16 protein-coding genes are annotated in these 17,342 nt (G+C 66.1%); 15 read left to right on the forward strand and 1 reads right to left on the reverse strand.

The window, feature by feature from the left end:
- Positions 1-192: 192 nt before the first annotated feature.
- The 4 genes from AC5WS8_RS33360 to AC5WS8_RS33375 all read left to right on the forward strand — a co-directional run bounded on the left by AC5WS8_RS33360 (position 193) and on the right by AC5WS8_RS33375 (position 6,849).
- The gene (locus AC5WS8_RS33360; RefSeq protein WP_496107255.1) at positions 193-1,308 is read left to right on the forward strand and encodes a hypothetical protein; all 1,116 of its coding nucleotides are present in this window, start codon (positions 193-195) and stop codon (positions 1,306-1,308) included.
- Between the two features lie 631 nt (positions 1,309-1,939).
- Entirely contained in the window at positions 1,940-4,021 is a 2,082-nt protein-coding gene (locus AC5WS8_RS33365) for an ATP-binding protein (RefSeq protein WP_496107256.1), read from the forward strand.
- 298 nt (positions 4,022-4,319) lie between these two features.
- Positions 4,320-5,195: a Mom family adenine methylcarbamoylation protein gene (locus tag AC5WS8_RS33370; RefSeq protein WP_496107257.1), complete on the forward strand. Its 876-nt coding sequence runs from the start codon at positions 4,320-4,322 to the stop codon at positions 5,193-5,195.
- 196 nt (positions 5,196-5,391) lie between these two features.
- On the forward strand, positions 5,392-6,849 hold the full coding sequence (locus AC5WS8_RS33375) for a hypothetical protein (protein WP_496107258.1): 1,458 nt from the start codon (positions 5,392-5,394) through the stop codon (positions 6,847-6,849).
- A 65-nt stretch (positions 6,850-6,914) separates the two neighbouring features.
- Here AC5WS8_RS33375 and AC5WS8_RS33380 read toward each other — a convergent pair whose 3' ends face one another.
- Positions 6,915-8,558: an MFS transporter gene (locus AC5WS8_RS33380; RefSeq protein ID WP_496107259.1), complete on the reverse strand. Its 1,644-nt coding sequence runs from the start codon at positions 8,556-8,558 to the stop codon at positions 6,915-6,917.
- A 163-nt stretch (positions 8,559-8,721) separates the two neighbouring features.
- Between AC5WS8_RS33380 and AC5WS8_RS33385 the strand changes: the two genes are divergently transcribed.
- The 11 genes from AC5WS8_RS33385 to AC5WS8_RS33435 all read left to right on the forward strand — a co-directional run bounded on the left by AC5WS8_RS33385 (position 8,722) and on the right by AC5WS8_RS33435 (position 17,277).
- Positions 8,722-9,255 carry a hypothetical protein gene (locus AC5WS8_RS33385; protein ID WP_496107260.1) on the forward strand — a complete coding sequence of 178 codons (534 nt, stop codon included), beginning with the start codon at positions 8,722-8,724 and terminating at the stop codon, positions 9,253-9,255.
- Between the two features lie 98 nt (positions 9,256-9,353).
- On the forward strand, positions 9,354-9,893 hold the full coding sequence (locus tag AC5WS8_RS33390; RefSeq protein ID WP_496107261.1) for a hypothetical protein: 540 nt from the start codon (positions 9,354-9,356) through the stop codon (positions 9,891-9,893).
- 102 nt (positions 9,894-9,995) lie between these two features.
- The gene (locus AC5WS8_RS33395) at positions 9,996-10,328 is read left to right on the forward strand and encodes a hypothetical protein (RefSeq protein ID WP_496107262.1); all 333 of its coding nucleotides are present in this window, start codon (positions 9,996-9,998) and stop codon (positions 10,326-10,328) included.
- Between the two features lie 756 nt (positions 10,329-11,084).
- Positions 11,085-11,411: a hypothetical protein gene (locus AC5WS8_RS33400; protein WP_496107263.1), complete on the forward strand. Its 327-nt coding sequence runs from the start codon at positions 11,085-11,087 to the stop codon at positions 11,409-11,411.
- A 547-nt stretch (positions 11,412-11,958) separates the two neighbouring features.
- The gene (locus AC5WS8_RS33405) at positions 11,959-12,210 is read left to right on the forward strand and encodes a hypothetical protein (RefSeq protein ID WP_496107264.1); all 252 of its coding nucleotides are present in this window, start codon (positions 11,959-11,961) and stop codon (positions 12,208-12,210) included.
- A gap of 122 nt (positions 12,211-12,332) precedes the next feature.
- Positions 12,333-12,626 (forward strand): hypothetical protein, encoded by a 294-nt coding sequence (locus tag AC5WS8_RS33410; RefSeq protein ID WP_496107265.1) that lies wholly within the window; start codon positions 12,333-12,335, stop codon positions 12,624-12,626.
- A gap of 153 nt (positions 12,627-12,779) precedes the next feature.
- Positions 12,780-13,211, forward strand: coding sequence for a hypothetical protein (locus AC5WS8_RS33415; RefSeq protein WP_496107266.1), 432 nt, complete (start codon positions 12,780-12,782; stop codon positions 13,209-13,211).
- 703 nt (positions 13,212-13,914) lie between these two features.
- Positions 13,915-14,772 (forward strand): hypothetical protein, encoded by an 858-nt coding sequence (locus tag AC5WS8_RS33420; RefSeq protein WP_496107267.1) that lies wholly within the window; start codon positions 13,915-13,917, stop codon positions 14,770-14,772.
- 454 nt (positions 14,773-15,226) lie between these two features.
- The gene (locus tag AC5WS8_RS33425; RefSeq protein WP_496107268.1) at positions 15,227-16,012 is read left to right on the forward strand and encodes a hypothetical protein; all 786 of its coding nucleotides are present in this window, start codon (positions 15,227-15,229) and stop codon (positions 16,010-16,012) included.
- 186 nt (positions 16,013-16,198) lie between these two features.
- Positions 16,199-16,648: a hypothetical protein gene (locus AC5WS8_RS33430; protein WP_496107269.1), complete on the forward strand. Its 450-nt coding sequence runs from the start codon at positions 16,199-16,201 to the stop codon at positions 16,646-16,648.
- 98 nt (positions 16,649-16,746) lie between these two features.
- Positions 16,747-17,277 carry a hypothetical protein gene (locus AC5WS8_RS33435; RefSeq protein WP_496107270.1) on the forward strand — a complete coding sequence of 177 codons (531 nt, stop codon included), beginning with the start codon at positions 16,747-16,749 and terminating at the stop codon, positions 17,275-17,277.
- The last annotated feature ends 65 nt before the right edge of the window (positions 17,278-17,342 follow it).

Consider the following 17,342-nt stretch of genomic DNA (forward strand, 5'->3'; position numbering starts at 1 on the left):
ATGCTTAGAGCCCGCGACACCGACGCTCCGCCAAGGTGCCCCCTTCATTGCACCAGGCTCCACTGACAAGCTAGATTGCATCCGGCCTCGGCGTGTCGACGGCAAGACCATGCCTTGCCGGAGAACGAGCACCTGTGGCGGAACGGAGCTGCACACCGCTCCCAAACGGCAAACCGACAGACGGAGCGCGCCATGTCGAGCACCCCGAGCCTGAGCGATCAGTTCGCCCAGCGGCTCAGTGCGCTGCCCGAACTCATCACCTTCCAGCAGATCGCGGAAGTGACCCTTCGGGACGTGGACGCGGTCCGGCGGTGGCAGAAACGGCCAGGCTTCCCCCCGCTGGTCGATCGCAAGGGGCCCCAGGGAGCCCGGCGCTTCAACCGTGACCTGTTCGGTGACTTTTACATCAAAGAGAAACTCGCTGCAGCAGAAGCTGGGACCGCGCCCGGTCCCAAGGCAGCCGACGCCCTCGGGGAGATCCCCGACACCCCCGGGCTCAGCCTGACCGCCGGCGAGATCGCCGCTCTACGCAAGGTCAGCATCACCGCGGTCCACAAAGCCGCGTCTAGCGAAGGCTTCCCCGAACCGACAGGCGTACGCAGCGCGTGGCGGACGGTGAAAACTCTCATCGAAGGAAGCCAGTCAGACGCGGTGCTAGAAGAGGAACTGCTCAAGCACGACGTCAAGCGGCAGACCCTCGAACGCCTCGCCCATGACGGAATGCTCGAGCGCACACGGGAAAGTCGCTACCGGCTCACCCCGGCGGGCCGCAGAAACTCGCCTCGCCTCGGCACCCAGCAGTATCTCGCTTGGGAACTCCTCAAGCAGTGCTATCCCCGATCACTGCCCATTGACGACATCATGAAGGTCGGCATCTCGCGCACGAATTTCGCAGCCATGGTCGCGCGAGGCGATGCAGTACTGGATGCCAGGACTACCTACCGTCTGACCGCGGCGGGCCGCGACAACGACCCGGTGGAAGAGGGGTATGGCGAAGGCGAATACGAGTACGACGCAGCCCAAGTCGCAAGATTCTACCGGGGGGAGCACCAGAGAAGTCGGCGCGTGGGCCCGCTGACTGTCAGCCACCTCGAGCAATGGGCGCAGCAAGTCGGCGATACCTGCGTCCGCGCCGAGATCGCCCAAGCGGCAGGGCGTTCAGAGGACTGGGTCGCCAAGAGATTGAGGCGCAAGGGCGCGCCCGCCCACTTGGGACGAAGGCAGCTCAAAGTTGGCCGGACGGCTTATGAGTACGACACCCGCACGATCGTCGACTGGCTCAAGAAGCAGTTCAACATCGAGGACTAGCCGGGCCGGCCGTGGCCGCCACGACGGGAATCGCCTGATCATGGGGAGCGCGCTGCTGTTGCACCGGTGAGCTTCTGGCTGAGCTGGGCCGGGTGCCGAACTTCCCAGTCGATCCCAGGAACCGAGGAGCCGAGAGCCGACGCACTGGCGGCGAAGGTCGGTGCTGCCGCTGGCTCCTGCCTGGGGCCGGTCTGGTCACGCAGCTGCGGCCCACGGGCCTGCCGAACGTCTTCGCACAGCTGCGCCGGTCCCTGACCCTCTGGAGAGCCCGGACGCCCGGATGCATCAAAGAGGCAGAGCTGTCGGCTCATGGGACAAGGCTGCACTGGCCCGTTACCGATCGACCGCGGCGGAGGACTCTCCTCTTGCCCGTATTCACCTCGACGCCAGGACGCCAAATCTGGATGCCGCCAGTTTCTGGCACCCTCTTTCGTGGCCTCCAGGCATAGCCTGGGAATGCAGCAGTGGAGCCCAAGGGGCGCAACGCTGACGCAGAGCCTATGAGACGGCCAAATCTCGCGCATTCAACAGCGCCAGCTATCGAATGGAATCAAGCAAAAACATAGTTTGCAGGTGTCCGAATCGGACCAGGACCGAACCCAGCTCCTGATCGATCCCACCTGGAGATTCCATGACCATGGCCCCGGCCGCCCCTGCGCCCGACAGGGCACGCAAGCTCGAATACCCCATGGCGTCTGACTACGTGAAAGACTGGACCGCCAAGCGGGCCCTGAAGGAGTTCATCTCCAACGCGATCGACGCGTCCCCCACATACAGCGCCACCTGGTCAGAGGGGCTCCTCACGATCGAGGACGACGGGCCCGGCATTCCGTACGAGGGCCTGTTGTTCGGCGGTTCGGCCAAGGACTCCCGCCACATCGGACAGTTCGGCGAAGGCAAGAAACTCGCCCTGCTCGTCCTCGCCCGTGACTCCCAGATCGGCGCGGTGGCCGTCGAGACCGTGGGCTACTCCTTCAGTGCTCAACTGGAGGACAGCGACTTGTTCAAGAACATCGGGACCTCCGGCAGCACAAACAGGCCCCGGGTGCTGACCCTGACGTTCACGGACAGCCAGCGCGTCCGAGGCACACGCATCACGGTCGAGTGCGACCAGCAGCTAGCCGAAGAACTCCTTTCCGAGATCCGCTACCTCAACGAAGCGAACTACAGCCCGCCTCAGAACTCAGCGTCCATCGTCCTCGACGGCCAGCCAGGACGCATCTGGATCGGAGGGATCTTGGTCACCACCGACCCCCGTCTGATCGCCAGCTACGACCTCCCTCTGGCCACCGCGAAACAGCACCAAAACCGCGACCGCACCATCGTCAGCAGCCGGGTACTGGAACAGCACATCCAGACCGCGCTCGCCCAGTGCACAAACCCCGAAATCCTGACGAGGTTCGTCGACCACGCCCTCAACGACGGCGAACTCGCCGGTCCCGAGGCGTTCTTCACCAGCGTCACCTCCTATGAAGTCCGACAGACGTTCCGCGAAATCGGCCAGGACCGATGGCCCGACGGGCGGATCTACCACAACGCCCGCAACCTCGCGCAGGAAGTCGAACTCGGCCTCCAAGACCGGGGATGGAAGTGCGTCACCAGCGGATTGAACCCCGCCGAGCACCGGGCCCTCATGCACCTGCTCGGTGTGGGAGACCCTCCCCAGGCCGAGGCAGCTTCCCGCAACCGCGATACCCCCACCCGCACCACCACCTGGACGACGACCGCCAAGCTCAGCCACTCACGCCGCCGAACCCTGGACCTAGCCCGAGGCATCATGGAAGCAACCTTCGAACGTGGCTGCCTGGGAACCCTCCGAGTCTTCACCCACCACGAGGCCGGGCTCAACGGCTGCTCGGCACGCGGCGCCTACTGGCCCACAACCGACACGGTCGGCATACAGGACCACCTCCTCGACGACCTCACCGACACCCTCCAAACCCTCTTCCACGAGTACGGCCACCGGCACGCCGCCCGCAACCCCGCCGCGTTCAAGAGCTACTTCGACCGAACCCGGGACTTCGAGAGGGCACTCTGCACGGCCGCCTCTCTCGCCCTCACCCAGCTGGGTAACCGCGAGCACCGGAGGATCCCGCTCCTCGACGCAGAGGTCTGGGACGCGGAGAAGCTGCCTGCCGGGGCCTACCTCACCACCCCTCATCGGGAAGCCAACCCGGTGAGCACCGCCACCCTGCGGCGCGAGCACACCAAGGCACAAGCGCCCGAGCCACGCCGTCTGCTTGCGGACCTTGCCATTGCCCGTCTGGCATCCCTCCGTGAGGAGACCGGCAAGACGCTGACCGAACTCATGAAGCCCCTCGCCCTGCAGACGCGTCACCTCGGGCTCATCACCCGACCACACCCCGCCGGATACCGACGCCCGCACGGATTCTCCACGCTCCCCGAGTACGCCAAGTCCGAAGCGCTCGGCCGTCTCCTTGGCATCCACCCGCCCGTCTTTTACCTGGCCCACATCGCCGTCGAAGGCCCCCTGTACCGCGTCAGGAACAGGCGCGACCTGAGCTGGCGCGAACCCCTTGCGTCCGGAGTCGCGAGTGCCGTTTGCGCCCTGCGTGAGCTTGGCGGCGCCTACGCCGCGCAGGCTGATGCCGTGGAGGCCATGGCGGCCGGTCGAACGCCCTACGACGCCGAGGGCAAGTGGCTCTCACCGGTCACGGCGCTCATCAAGGCGGAGATGGACCGCCTCAAGTAGCTGTCAGCGCACCCTAAGTCTGCGGCCGAGGCGGTCACACCGCACCGGCCGCAGACCGGCCTGATGCAGCACGCCACTCCACAACGCACCAGCTACCGCCGGCCTCCCGCGCACACATCTCCCTCTCCGACTGGGAGCCACCACCTCTAGCTCACCAGGACCGCCATAGCTCTGGGCTCTGGCGCCATGGCCCGGGGGCGGCCGAAGCGCGATAGCCGCCCTGGGTATTCCCCATCGCCGGAGCGGTCATCTGCCAGCGCCGCGCCCACCTCCGACCGACTGATCGAAGGAGCCACACATGAACCCGCAAAGCCACCAGCTCGCACTACCGCTGCCCGCCCCCGATACCTGTCAGCGCTGGAACTCCGGCCGCCATAGTTGGCGCCGAACCAGCGAGGGAGGATTTGACCACAGGGAATACCGCGTGGTCGCAGTCGCTGGAAATGCTATTGCAGCCGCTCGATCCTTCGTGCGGACCCATCACTACAGCAACACCTGGCCGTCGGTCAGCCTTTGCTATGGCCTCCTCGATGTGACCGGCGTTGTACCGAGGCTCGTAGGAGTTCTCACCCTTGGAGTCCCGATGAGGCAGGCTGTACTCACGGGCCCCTTTCCTGATCTACTCCCGTATCGGCAGTCCCTTGAATTGAATCGGCTCGTCCTCCTGGACGAAGTTAAAGCGCCGGCAGAAAGTTGGTTCGCGGCCCGTTGCTTTCGCCAGGCTCATGCCCATGGTATTCGCGGGATCCTTGCTCACAGCGACCCCCAGCCACGCCTCCGACAAACTCCGCACGGCCCTGAACTGCTATTTCCTGGTCACGTTGGTACCATTTATCAAGCTCTTAATATGCAATATCTGCAGCGAACACGAGCCAGAAACCTCACCGTGCTCCCAGATGGATCCGTTCTTGCCGAACGCACCATCGCTAAGATAAAAGCAAACCACTCCGGGCATGCGGGCGCCGAAAGGCGACTCGAGGCACTCGGCGCGCGTCCACGGCTTCCGGGAGAGCCCGGAGGCCGCTGGCTGACCGAAATTCTCTCACAGATCGGCGCCGTAGCGATGCGTCACAGCGGCAACCACCGCTATGCCCTTCGCTTGCGCCCCTCCAAACGGGAACGCTTCCTCATGCCAGCAGGCTTCCCCTATCCGAAACGCGACGCCACTAGGTGACCCAATTCCGAGCCCGCCAAGTAGGCGTCAGAGCAGCGACAAAAAGAGAATGAAGGGCTGGTGCGGTGCCTAGAAAACAGGTGCCGCACCTTTCTTGTATCACTTCACGGATCTCCCGAATTCATTGAATGGCGACGCCTCAATAAATACCGTTCGAACTGTAAGAGCTGGCGAGACACTAGAGAGGAAACTGCTGGTGAAGACAGTTCAGACGACCGGGCTCGGGGCCGACAGCTGGGCAATCACGCTCAAATTCCTGAACAGCCCAGAAAAATACGGTCTGAAGCCCGACCTGTCCGACCTTGTTCTGGTACATGCGGTTACGGGTAATGAATTCCCGGACACCCTTACTACGGCGGAAAAGTACCTGCTGCCTCGCCTTCGGGAGGCCAATGTCCGTATGGTGCAGGTGAGTCGAATGAGCTCTTCTGACGCTGATGGAATCGCCGTTCTCGCAGACACCCGGCAGCCCCGCAAGATATTTCAGCAGGGACCCTGGCGTCTGTCAGACTGGCTCATGCGCGCTGGGACCGTTCCCCAGGTCGCCAACGGCCGCCGGACCTGCTCTATACGCTCGAAAGGGTGGGTGCTGGATAACATTCTCGACCACGTTCTTGAGGGAGACGAATGTAGGCGCGCCATCGGATACAACAATGACGAGATCTCTCGAATGCTCAAGGACAGTCAGATTCAGGATCAAGTGAATGAGGCTGCGGGAAGGATCGTCTGTACCCCGTACTACCCACTCATCGAGGACAAGATGGGACGCACGGAAGTAGAGCAGTATGTGCTTCAGAACTCAGGAGTCGTCGTAAACAAGTCATATTGCTGGATGTGCCCATTCTCGGGTGTGGCCGCGTCCCGGGACCGGCACGAGGCCCGACTGCGGCAATACCCGGAACACGCTGCCTATGTGCTGCGAATGGAACAGGCTTCGCTCGCGCTCAACGAGAACTCTTCGCTGTACGCGACCGCCACGCTCCTCAGCCGATTGCTGGAGGATCCCGCCAACGAAGCCATCATTGAGACCTACCGCCGATCTCTCGAGACAGCGCCACACGCCGTCTACGAGGTGCGCCGGATCTACGACGCCGCGCGCACAGACGACTGCCGCCAGCACCATGGGAAGAAGTGCGGCACCCCGCGGTGGTGGTGCCACGAGCCCCGCACCGAGGCCTGCCGACGGGAGCACCCTCCACTTGAGCACGTCGTCGGGCATGACGAGCAGGGCGCTCCCATCACGCGGTTCGACGCGCCGTGGTGCGAGGGCCCTGTTCAGTGCCGAGGAGAGGCGAAGAAGGGGGTCGCCTGGCGGTCGGTGCGGACCCTCTGCGAGGGGCCGCGCGCAGACGCGGAAGCCTTGGTGCGGAAGTTCGCGGCCCGAAGGGGAGCTCAACTGGACCGGGGAGCGACCTCTGGCGTCGAGCGCGCCCACTACCTCCGTCGGGACAGCGGCTATCCGTGTGCCGAGGCATATCTCGTGGCGGCCCCTGTCGGTATCGCCGACAAGGAACGGCCGGGCTTCCAGGAGAAGTGGCTGAAGACCACAGGCCGCTCGGGCACCTGGTACCCGCCGCTGCGCGACTACGCTCCAGCCGCAAGCGAGCGGCTCAATGGCCCAGTGCCGATTGTTCGGCTCGACCTGGCTGCCTGACAGGACAGGCCGGGGGAGGGGCCGGTCTTGCGACTGGCCCCTGCATCACCCGTGGGCCGCGGCCATCAGGCCGAAGCGACCGCGTCGACCCTCCTGGCCGGAGTAGCAGATGGCGCCGTTCGGGCCGCCGCTGAAACAGCGGCGGCCCGAACGCGAAGCCAGCCACGAGAGCAGAGCACCACGAGCGCGGCGGCAACGGAGGCCCCGAGCGCAACGCCGTAGTTGCCGTCAGCCCAACCAGCCACGGCCGACCCTGCTGCGATTCCCAAGTTGACCGCAGCTATCAGCCAGCCGAAGGCTTCAGTGGCCGTTCCGGTCGGCGCGACTGTGTTGATGACTAGGCAGGCTGCGCACACCAGAGTTGAGAAGCACACCCCCGGAAGGATGACGAGAGCCGCGGATGGGGCAGCGCCCAGGCCCCACATCATCGGCACCCATGCCGCCACGTGACCGACGGCCAATAGCACGAGATGGGTCAACGGGCCGCCAGGCCAGCCCCGCGCACCATAGACGAGTCCTCCGACAAGGCCACCGAAGGACATGAAGGCTGGCAGGGCGCCGGCGAGCCAGGCCACGCCCAGGGACTCGCCTTGAGCAGCAGCGCAGACCCGCACCGCGCCGACTGCCCCTCCAGCGCATATGAGAGCACCCAGCAGCACGAGCACCTCCCGGCTGCGCAGTGGACCGAGCCAATGGCGTTCCGCCAGGGCGATGGGCCGCAGTTCACGAGCAGGCCGTGCCAGTCCCAGGGACAGACCTCCGACAACCCCGACCGCCGCGGTCGCAGCAAGCGCCGCCCCAGGGGCAAGAGCGGCCAGCAGCGCGGCCACCAGAGGGCCTACCACGTACACAGCCTCTTGGGAGCCGTTGTCCAGAGCGTACGCGGCGCGGAGATACCCAGACCGAGTGGGCAGAATCCTCGGCCACAGTGTGCGCAGCCCCGACTCCAGAGGCGGGTTCGAGAGTCCGGCCACGGCCGCCAGCAGCACGCTAAGGCCAGTGCTTCCAGTGCCCACAACAGCCAGCACCCCGAGTGCGCTGGAGGCGGTTACCGCGCCGGCCACGATCGGGAGGGAAGGACCATGCCGATCCGCGATGCGTCCGAGGACTGGCTGTCCAACGGCGAACGCCACCAAGTACACAGCCGAAAGAACGCCACCGAAGCCGAGCGATCCGTGCTCGTCATGCGCCGCGAGGAGCAGGCTCACCGGGGCCATAGCGTTGGGTAGACGCCCCACCAAGGTGGAGAACAACAGACGTGCCGCGTAGGGCGTGCGAAGCAGATGCGCATAGCTGACGTCGGCCGGCCGGTTACTGGAACTTCGGCGATGGTCAGTTCTGTTCACGTCAACTCCTTGCCTCGGACTACGACGGGCTGGGCGTGTGCGGCCCTGGACCTGCGGTCGGAGAGCGCGGTAGTCGACGCTTCCTAAACGCGCGCAGCACAACAAGCGCTTGAAACAGGGGAGCTGGGAGGCTCCTGCGAGGCGGGAAGGCTCATCGCCTATGTCCCGCTGTACGGGAAGTCCCAAGGTTGCTGGCCCGCCGAGGGACGGATCACAAGAGAGATCGAACGAGCCACGCTGAACCGCCCCCGACCATCTCTTCTGACTGAGTAGAGCGCCCCTCGTGACGCCCCGTGCTGGACTCGGCCTGCAGGAACTGGCCGCGCCCACCCATGCCTCGTGCGGCGAGCTCCTGGACCACACAGCTGTCGGCCGTCACCGAGCACCAGGTCACCGAAATTCCCCACCAACTCTTGAATGCGCTCAGCCACCTCCCTACGTTCACCTCGCCCCCACATCACCCCGTGCTACCCAGCCCTGCTGCGCGGGCCGCCCCATCACCAACCTCACGCCAAGGGATGACCCCATGGGAAATGAACGCCGCCGCGCTTACCTGCACCTGGCGACCTGCCCAGCCGATGAGCAGCCACAACTGCACGCATTGCTGACCGGTCGCGGATTCCGCGAGGCGCCGGGCCCCTCCATGCCTACACAGCTCAGCGACGACTCCCTGTACACCTGCGACGACTTTCCCGTTGGGACCGACGAGGCGGCGGGCACAGGCGAGTTCGCCCACACGATCATGGTCAGCGCCCTGATGGAGTGCGCGCCTGGGGCGTCCTGGCGCTTCTGGAGCGGCATCGGCTACGCCGACGGAACACAGATCATGGGGGAGCTCAACCTCCACCATCCGTCGCTCGGGCTATTCCCAAAGCCTCACGCTGCCCTGGACTGTGACGACGACGGCCGGGTGTGGCTTTCCGTTGCCACCGTCGAAGACCTGCTCCAACGGTCCGCCGCGGGTGAGCCCGTCGACCTGGCGGCTATCACCGGAGGCCAGTGGGAGGCTCTCATCAGCCAAGAAGCACAGGCCCAGACCACACGCCGTCTCAAAATCTGACCCAACCCACAACGTTAACTCACCGCGAATTCAGCACCCCGTACAGAGAGCCCGGGCGGCGCGACCGCGGCGCCCGGGCCCGACCAGAGGAACCAACGATGGACCTGTTCAACCCGCCGCCTGGCGCCACCTCCAGCACACTCGCAGCAGCTGATCTGCGTCGTCTGGGGGACCGCACCGACGCCGAACTCACCATCATCAGGACACGCGTCACGGAGCTACTCGTCGCGCGCCGACAGGCAGCTGCCGCAAGCGCACTACGGGATCTCCTTCAGCCGCCCAGCCCCCCGCAGACCGGCCTGGCGCGTGCACTGGTGCAGCCCGACCGGACCGGACAGTTCGTGCTCCACTACGACGGAGGAGGCGCTCGGTCGCTGAACCTGGACACAGAACACGCCCCCTTGCTCGACGCCGCCATCGCCAGCCTGATCGAGCTCGGTGCCGAGATGATCGCAGGCCGCCTGCTGATCAGAATGTCGCCGCTCGCCTCGACAAACCTGCCTTGCGCAGTGTGTGACTCCACATCCTGCGGTGCTCCCGACAGTCTGCCCGACGGTAGGTGTGCCGCCTGCGAAGCCCACCTGCACCGCGAGCACAGGCTCCTCGGTGTGAACTGCTCGGAGTTCGTCCCATTCTGAGCGCACCGCCAGAGGCGCCAAGATCCCCGCACCATCAGCCGCCCCGCAACCCTCGCGAACATCGGGAGCGTCAGTACCCTGAGTGATGTTGAAGGAGCCGAAGTGACAAGCATTGAATGGCTGCAAGGAAATCTGCGAGCTGTCGTAGATGGGTTCGTCGCGAACCCTAACCGGGCCCAACCCGAGATCGTTACTGCCGAAGACGGCGAGCCCGTTGCAGTACTCATGCCCCTGCCGATGCTCGTGGCGCTTCTCCGAGCTGAACGCATCGACAACGCCGACATTGCCGACCTTGCTGGCAAGCGAGCCGCCGAGGCCGGGGAAGAGGGCGTCAGCCTAGAGGAACTCACGCGGCTTGTGGCGGCCCACGACCCCGAGAATGCAGCAGAACTGCTTCAGGGTCTCGGCCCCGCCGACGAGGACCAGCCCGGCTGACGGAGGCCAGGACGATGCGAGTAGACCGCTACCGAAGCCACCACCTCCCGCAGGTGGGTGCTGACATCGCGGCCCTCGGCGATGTTCAACTGCAGAGAATTGCGCTCATCCGCATCGGACAGCTCGCCGCCGAGGAAATTCGAGGAAGACGGCTGAAGAAGCTACGCTCCTGGCCAGCCGAACTTGGCAACTGCTGGAAGCTGTACTTCGACCTCCAGGAACACGACATCGGTCGTCGCCTCAACCAACAAGCTCCGCGGTACCGCATCGTGTACCGCTTCCTTCCCCCAACTGACACCCCGCACGACACCGACCGTCGCCCGCGACTTCAAGTCCTGGCCGTCGGCCCCCGCCGGCAGGCCGAGGTATACGAACGCGCAGCTGCACGAATCACTCTTCCCGACGTAAAGATCGAGCAAGCGATCCAGCCCCAGGAACGCGCGCCCGAGGCTCGGCCGGCCCGTCCCGCGCTGACGCCCGCGGCGGCACAACTAGCAGCACTTGCACGAGATTCCGCGCAGGCCTCACGTAATCGGACTGAGTACTTCCGCACGTCCCTTCCTCCGCCCCCACCCCTGCCGACACCCCAACGATCTAGCACCTCACCACCACCGAGACCGCCCATCCAGCAACACATACCTCCGCCCCCCACCCCCGGGAGCCCCGTGAGACCCGGGCCCTGAGCCGTAGCGCTGACTGGCCCCGACCCGCTCGAATTGCTACCCGGACCACCCGACGCCCTACAGGAGATCACCAATGCCGAACACCACGCTCGCACGACGCGTCCACGCCCACCTGCACGACGACCTCACCACGACTGAGGACCTGGCCCTCGTGACCCTCCGCGAGGCCCGCGCCCTCAACGGCCACGCCGATGACGAGCACGCCCACGCCATGCCACAGCGTGCCGGCCACGCGCTGAGCCTCGATGCACTCGATGCAGCCCAACTCTTCTCGCCTGACCTGACACGCGCCGCCGCACTCGACGCCCTCGGCCAACTGGCCAACGGAGCCGATGCCATCGACTGGGATGCAATCCTCGACCCTTATGGCTTGGACACCGCTATGGGCGCAACGGCCTGAGCGGCGCACCGGCGGCACCAAGCGGGAGGGATCAGCGCACCAACCCGAGCGGACGATACGGCCAGGCCTGATGCGCCCACGCGGTTCGCCACCGCGGTCCCCCACGCGTCCCGGCAAGTGCGAACCTCGAGCACGCGGCGCGAAGCCGGCTCTGATCTCACCGTCGTCGCATCGTTTCTCGACTGGAACCTTCACCGCGTAGCCACTGGCCGCCCCGAGCCTGGAATCTGGATCTTGGACGCTCTCCGCCCACCGGCTCACGTTCGATGGGACGCGCTGGTCCTGCGACCGTGATGGATAGGGAACGGTGAATTCGGCACCGTCAGGTCATCACGCCGGGCTGAGGCGGATCAGCAAAAAGGGGCCCGGGGTGAGAGAGCTACTGCATCCAAGCGCCTGCCCTTGGGAGGCCGTCGGACCGGTGGCGAGCCTCTCCGGCAGTCACGAGAACTGCCACCGTGAATCATTGAATGGAGAATCGCAGCTAAATAGATTGCAGGTCATGAGTGATCGCTCAGCTATCCCAGTCATTCGATGAGGAGACGCCATGGCCACCAAGGGAGCCAACCAGCCCGCGACCGCTGCCAAGAGCTACGAGCTGGCCGTCGAAACCGCTGGCCTACTCGCCGACGCGGTTGAGAAACGCTACGACCGGTCCGCCTCCGGCTATGCCGCAGCGCTCGCAAGCCTCTGCACCTTGCATCAGCTCCAGCTGTCCCGGGAGTGCGTGAACTGCCATGGAAGTGGCGTCGTTGACGGTGACTCCTGCCCCAACGTCGTCGCGCACCATGCGGCCTAACCGGCGCACCTTGCGGGCGCTCGGCACGCGTCCTGCGGGGCCGCTCATGGCAGGCCGCGTCCCTTGCCCACGCGCCGCCCCCATTCCCGCCACGCCACCAGCTCACCCAAGAACAGGGCGCTATGACCTCCGTCCAGATGCTTCTACTGACCGGCGTGCTTCTCGGCCTGTCGCTCGTGATCTTTGCGGTCTGGGGCCCCAAGCCTGCCCATCGCTGGCTGCTGGCCGTGTCGGCAGGCTTCACCCTGGCTGGCCTCGCCGGCCTGGCATTCGGACGAAACCCTGCGCCCGAGCTGATCGCCGCATGCCTGTGGTTCCTGATCACAGTTGCGAGCTGTGAACGACCCCAGGACAGCTCTGTCAGCCACCAAAGCACCCAGCGATCAGGCAAAGGTAGCCGCCGCGCCTCGTGGTGACGTCCGCCAGCAGCTGAACTCCTGCCCGGATTACAGGCAACTCCTCATGCTGACCGCTTGAACCCACAGACCTCCGGGGCACCCACTATCGGGTGCCCCGGGCGCACCGGCGAATGAGCACACCGCCAACGCCCGCAACGAAGGGACATCACCGTGTACGAGAAGCCCGACCTGAACGGCCCGCTCGCCCGGCTCCGCGAGAACACCGTGGCCTTCAAAGCCAGCCTGGACCAGCACCTCTCCGACGAGCGGAAGGGCAAGGGCATCGCTTGGGACGTTGAGCTGATGGAGCAGCGTGACGACATCGCCGCGGCGATCGTGAAGGACTTCGGCGTCATCGACGAGGAGATGTCCAAGCGTCGGGTCATCGACAGCCCCGCCCCATCGGCCTGGACCATCGACCGTCTTTCCGACGAGCAGCTCACCGCGGCAAAAGCCGATTGGCCCGAGCTGGGCATGTTCTCCGACGAAACGGTTCGCCGGGTTGCTGACGTCCTCGGCATCCGCATGGTGAGGGCCATGGCGCAGGAGGCCATACGGCGGTCTCCCGCCGTGCTCCAGGCCCTCGATGGCCACGCGTCCTAGCAGGCCGCCCCACGCTGTGCGGTCCGCCCTGATGCCCCGGAACGGCAGCCGTGACGGCGTTCCCTCCCCACGCTGAGGTGGGTACACGGCTCACCCCTTCAGCCACGGTGGTTAGGAAATGCAGGAGCCCACCAGTGATACCCCGCGCCGTGTCCCGCGGAACTGGTGGGCCCTGCCCAACGAACCCATGCTCGACAGCGAGCGGCGCCCCTGGCTCAGCGAGAGAGCAGCGCGCGACGAACTGGGCGGCGCGATTGTCTGCCCCCCCCGGAGGCCATCGCCACGCAGCTAAGTTGTCGACGCCATCGCCGACGGCCCCGAAACCAACGGTGTGGAGCACTACCTGACCTCGCTCCTGACCTCCACGAGAGGAGGTCGTGGCCGCCCTGGGCTGGCTCCCCGGCCGCCCGTGCCGCAGGCATCGATGGCCAGCTCCACGGCCGGCTGGGTCGCTGAGAAGGCCTATAGGGGCAGCCGCGCCCATGACCTCCCGGCCGGGCCATCGGCGACACGGTCGAGGAGCCATGAGCACCTGGAAGAGATATCTCCTACTGGTCAGATCACCGCAGTACCCTGCCTCAACCCGGAGACCGGATGGGGCCGGGCGCATTGAATGCTGCATATCGAAAACATAGTTTCCAGCTGAGTTGCAACCGACTCGCACGCGTCCCAGCGTGCCCGTGCCCTCGAAGGGATTCACCACATGCAGCCCAACGCCGACCTCGCCCGGCGAGTCCGCGACCACATCTTGAACCATCCTGCCAACTACGAAACCGGCGCCGCGATGAACGGCCCCCATGCCCAGCTCGCCCCCGGTGAGATGCCTGAAAGTGACCCGGCCGCCGGAATCACTCGCCTCGGCGTAGCAGGGTGGGCTGCGTTCCTCGGGGGCCACACGCTGCTGAACAACCGATATGGCGACTATGCGAACGTCAGCGGGGCTTCGGTGCTGGCCGAAGACGATGAAGGTGAAATCACCGATGTCTACTCGGCCGCAGCCAGCGCGCTCAACCTTGATCAGCCACAGGCCTACGCTCTCTTCCGGCCCGACCTGGCAACCTACGTCGTACTCGATGCTCTACATCAGCTTGCCCAAGGAGAGCCCCGCATCGACTGGAACAGGGTCCTGAACTGGGACGCCGACCGTGACCCAATCCTCGCTCAGCTCATCACGGCAAGCGACTGGACCCACGAACAGCTGATGCGTCCTGTGCACCACAATGAGGAGTCCGTCGGCCACCCTGCCAAGAGCACGCGCGACGAACTCACGGCGGGTGCGCTCATACGCGTGACCTTCACGGCCTGCGTCAAGAGCCACTACGGCGGCACCATCACGCTGGACAACGGCACTGAACTGCCTCAACACGACGCCCTGGGCGACCTCACAGTGCTGACCCCAGGCTGGCGACCGGGCGACCTCGCCACCTACGAGGGCACCACCCTCTTCCGCACACGCACCCGCGATGGGCATGACATCTGGGTGAACAGCCAGGAGAACCCCGTCTGGGATGACCGCGTCGACCCCGCCAAGGTCACACTCACCCCCGTGACTGCTGGATGACTCGGTGACTCTGGGCCGGGCAACGTCCGTCCCTGACGCTGCCCGGCCGACCCCCACCCTTGGTGCTGCCCGGCCGGGCAGCACCAAGGGCTGCCGCACCACCCCGCCCGCCCATGCCGAGCCTCGGCACCTGAGCCATCGCGACGACGCCGTCGTTGCGCCCCACATACGCGACCTCCTCGAGAGTCTCTCTGTGTGGCGGCTGGGGACTGAGGCGGGAACACGGAGAGCCGCAGGAAGGCGGAAGGGGCGGAGGGAGTGCAGTCCCGCCACCCGGCAAACCTTGAGAACTTCCAAAGCGCCAATTCATTGAATGGCGTCACGTGCACACATAGTTTGCATTCAACGGCGCACCTCGTTGCCTAGCCCAGACACACAGCAAGTACTGACGTTCGCTCACTCCCACCCATTCATCTCACGGGTGGCTTCTGCGACAAGGAAGGCCGCAACTTCCATGCTTCACACTGATACCCTCCGCCGCCTTGCCCAGGCCCGCGTTCAGGAGGACTGGGAACACCAGCTCACCGCAGGCATCTATACCTCGGGCCCGGTGTATGCCGCCAACCGGGGGGCGGTCGCCCGGCGCTTGGTCGCCGACGCCCTGCGCCGCGCCGGCCTGGAGACGACCCGCATCGACCGGTACCAGCCCGAGCGAGGCCGCAGGCGCGGCTTTCTGGTCACCGGTGACGAGACTGCGGTGCGCATCACCATGCATCCCCTGCCCATGAAGGACGACGAGCAGGCTGCGGTGGCCCGCGCGGTCGCCTACAACGGACTGGAAGTCATCTGGCGAATTGACTGGGACCTCGTACGTGAGCGGCGCGCGGTGATCGTCCGCCCAGGCGTGTTCGACTGGCGGGGAGCGACCACCGTCCCGCTGGAAACCGAACCGATTCCGGTAGTGCTGCCCGAGCAGTGCGACCACCCCCGCGGTTACCTGTCCGCCGTCGTCGGGAAGTCACACGCCACCCTCGACCGGGACACCCCCCACCACTCGCCGACCTACGTTCGCCTACTCGCGGCCTGGACGCTGGAGCGTGGCGGTGCGGTCCTGAAATACCGCGGGGGACTGGTCACGATGACCGATCCAACCCGCCACGCCGTGTGGTTCTACTGGCCCGCACCCTCCTACCTGGCCAATCGGGAGTGTGCGCAGTGCGGCCATTTCCGGAGCGAACACGGCTCCGCCCTCTACGACGATGCATGTGCACGCTTCCAGGCTGACCGCGTTGCCCACTGACCAGCCACTTTCGGGCGGAGCACCGACCCCGCCCGTCGGGGCCCAGTCCCGCCAGCCCCGATGCCGCGCACATCCCGCCTGAGAGCGGTTCGCATAGACGGCCGCGACTGAGTGGAGTCGGGGCGGCTCTCCAGCCCTTGCAGTCTGCCGTACTGCCCATCCCACCACCCGAAGGGAACATGCCCCATGTCCATCGACGCCCACACCTCCGAAAGCCACTCCCACCCAGTGAGCGGCAGCCCCACCAGCCCCTACACCCCGGCTGGGCTGCCCACGCCCGAGGAGGCCATGCGCTACCTGGGCGGCACCTTCTCCTGGGGCGCCTTCCACGGCCGCAATGCGGTCGAAGGAGCCCTCGCCTCCACGTTCGGCATCACGATCGAGGACGCCGAGACCCTCACCGGCTGGCTCATCACCGCCGGATACCTCCTGGACGTCCGTTACGACCCCGCGACCGGGCACGTCTCGCGCATCCTGCGGGGCCACGCGCAGGTGTTCACTCAGGCCGTCGACCGCGGGTGGTGGGTGACCCGTCAGGGCCGAATCCTGGCCGAGCCGCTGGCCCGCCCCGACACGGACGCGCCCCGAGCGGGCCTGTACCTGACGGCCACCGCCGCCGAACGCCACTTCGCCTGACCCAAGTCCAGAGAGGGGGCAACGGCGTCACCCGGCCCCGCCGTTGCCCCCCCTCCAAGCAGCCCCCGGCATTTCGCCGCCAACCTCTAGGAGACCTCTTGAGCAGTGCGCCCGGCCTCTTCGACCTCACCCCGGTCAAGAACGCCATCGACCTTGCCGAGACCTATGACCAGGACGGCGCCCCGCTGTCCGCCCGCAGGAATCTGCTGCACGCCCGTACCCTGCTGGACCGCATCGTGCGCAGTACCGGCGCGGTCCCCGAGGACTTCTTCGTACCAGGCTCGACGTACGTCCTCGGTCACGGATTCACCGCACCCGAGGACGTCCGCTACTTCCTCGTCGAGCACGTCATGCGTCACCCCGACCGCGGGATCTGGCGTGCCGTGGGCTGGGAGCGCACCGGCCTTCCCGAAGCGTCCTGGCACGGCGGCTTCCACGATGAGGACGAGTTCGAGGATTGGACGGCCCTCCTGCCCGATGATGCCTGCACCTGCGTGACGCACTGCGACCAGGACCCGGCAACCGCCTGCTCCTTGTCCGGCATTCGACACGTGCACCCCGCTCTCCCGGGCCGCCCCGGTGCCTACGGGCCATGCCCCGAGCACCCGGACGCCCCCGGAGACCACTGACACCCGCCAGGGCCGGCCGGGGCCGGGTCCGACTGCCCGCCCCCGGCCTGCCCCCTCGGGATATG

It is taken from the genome of Streptomyces sp. PTL18 (genome assembly GCF_059510295.1).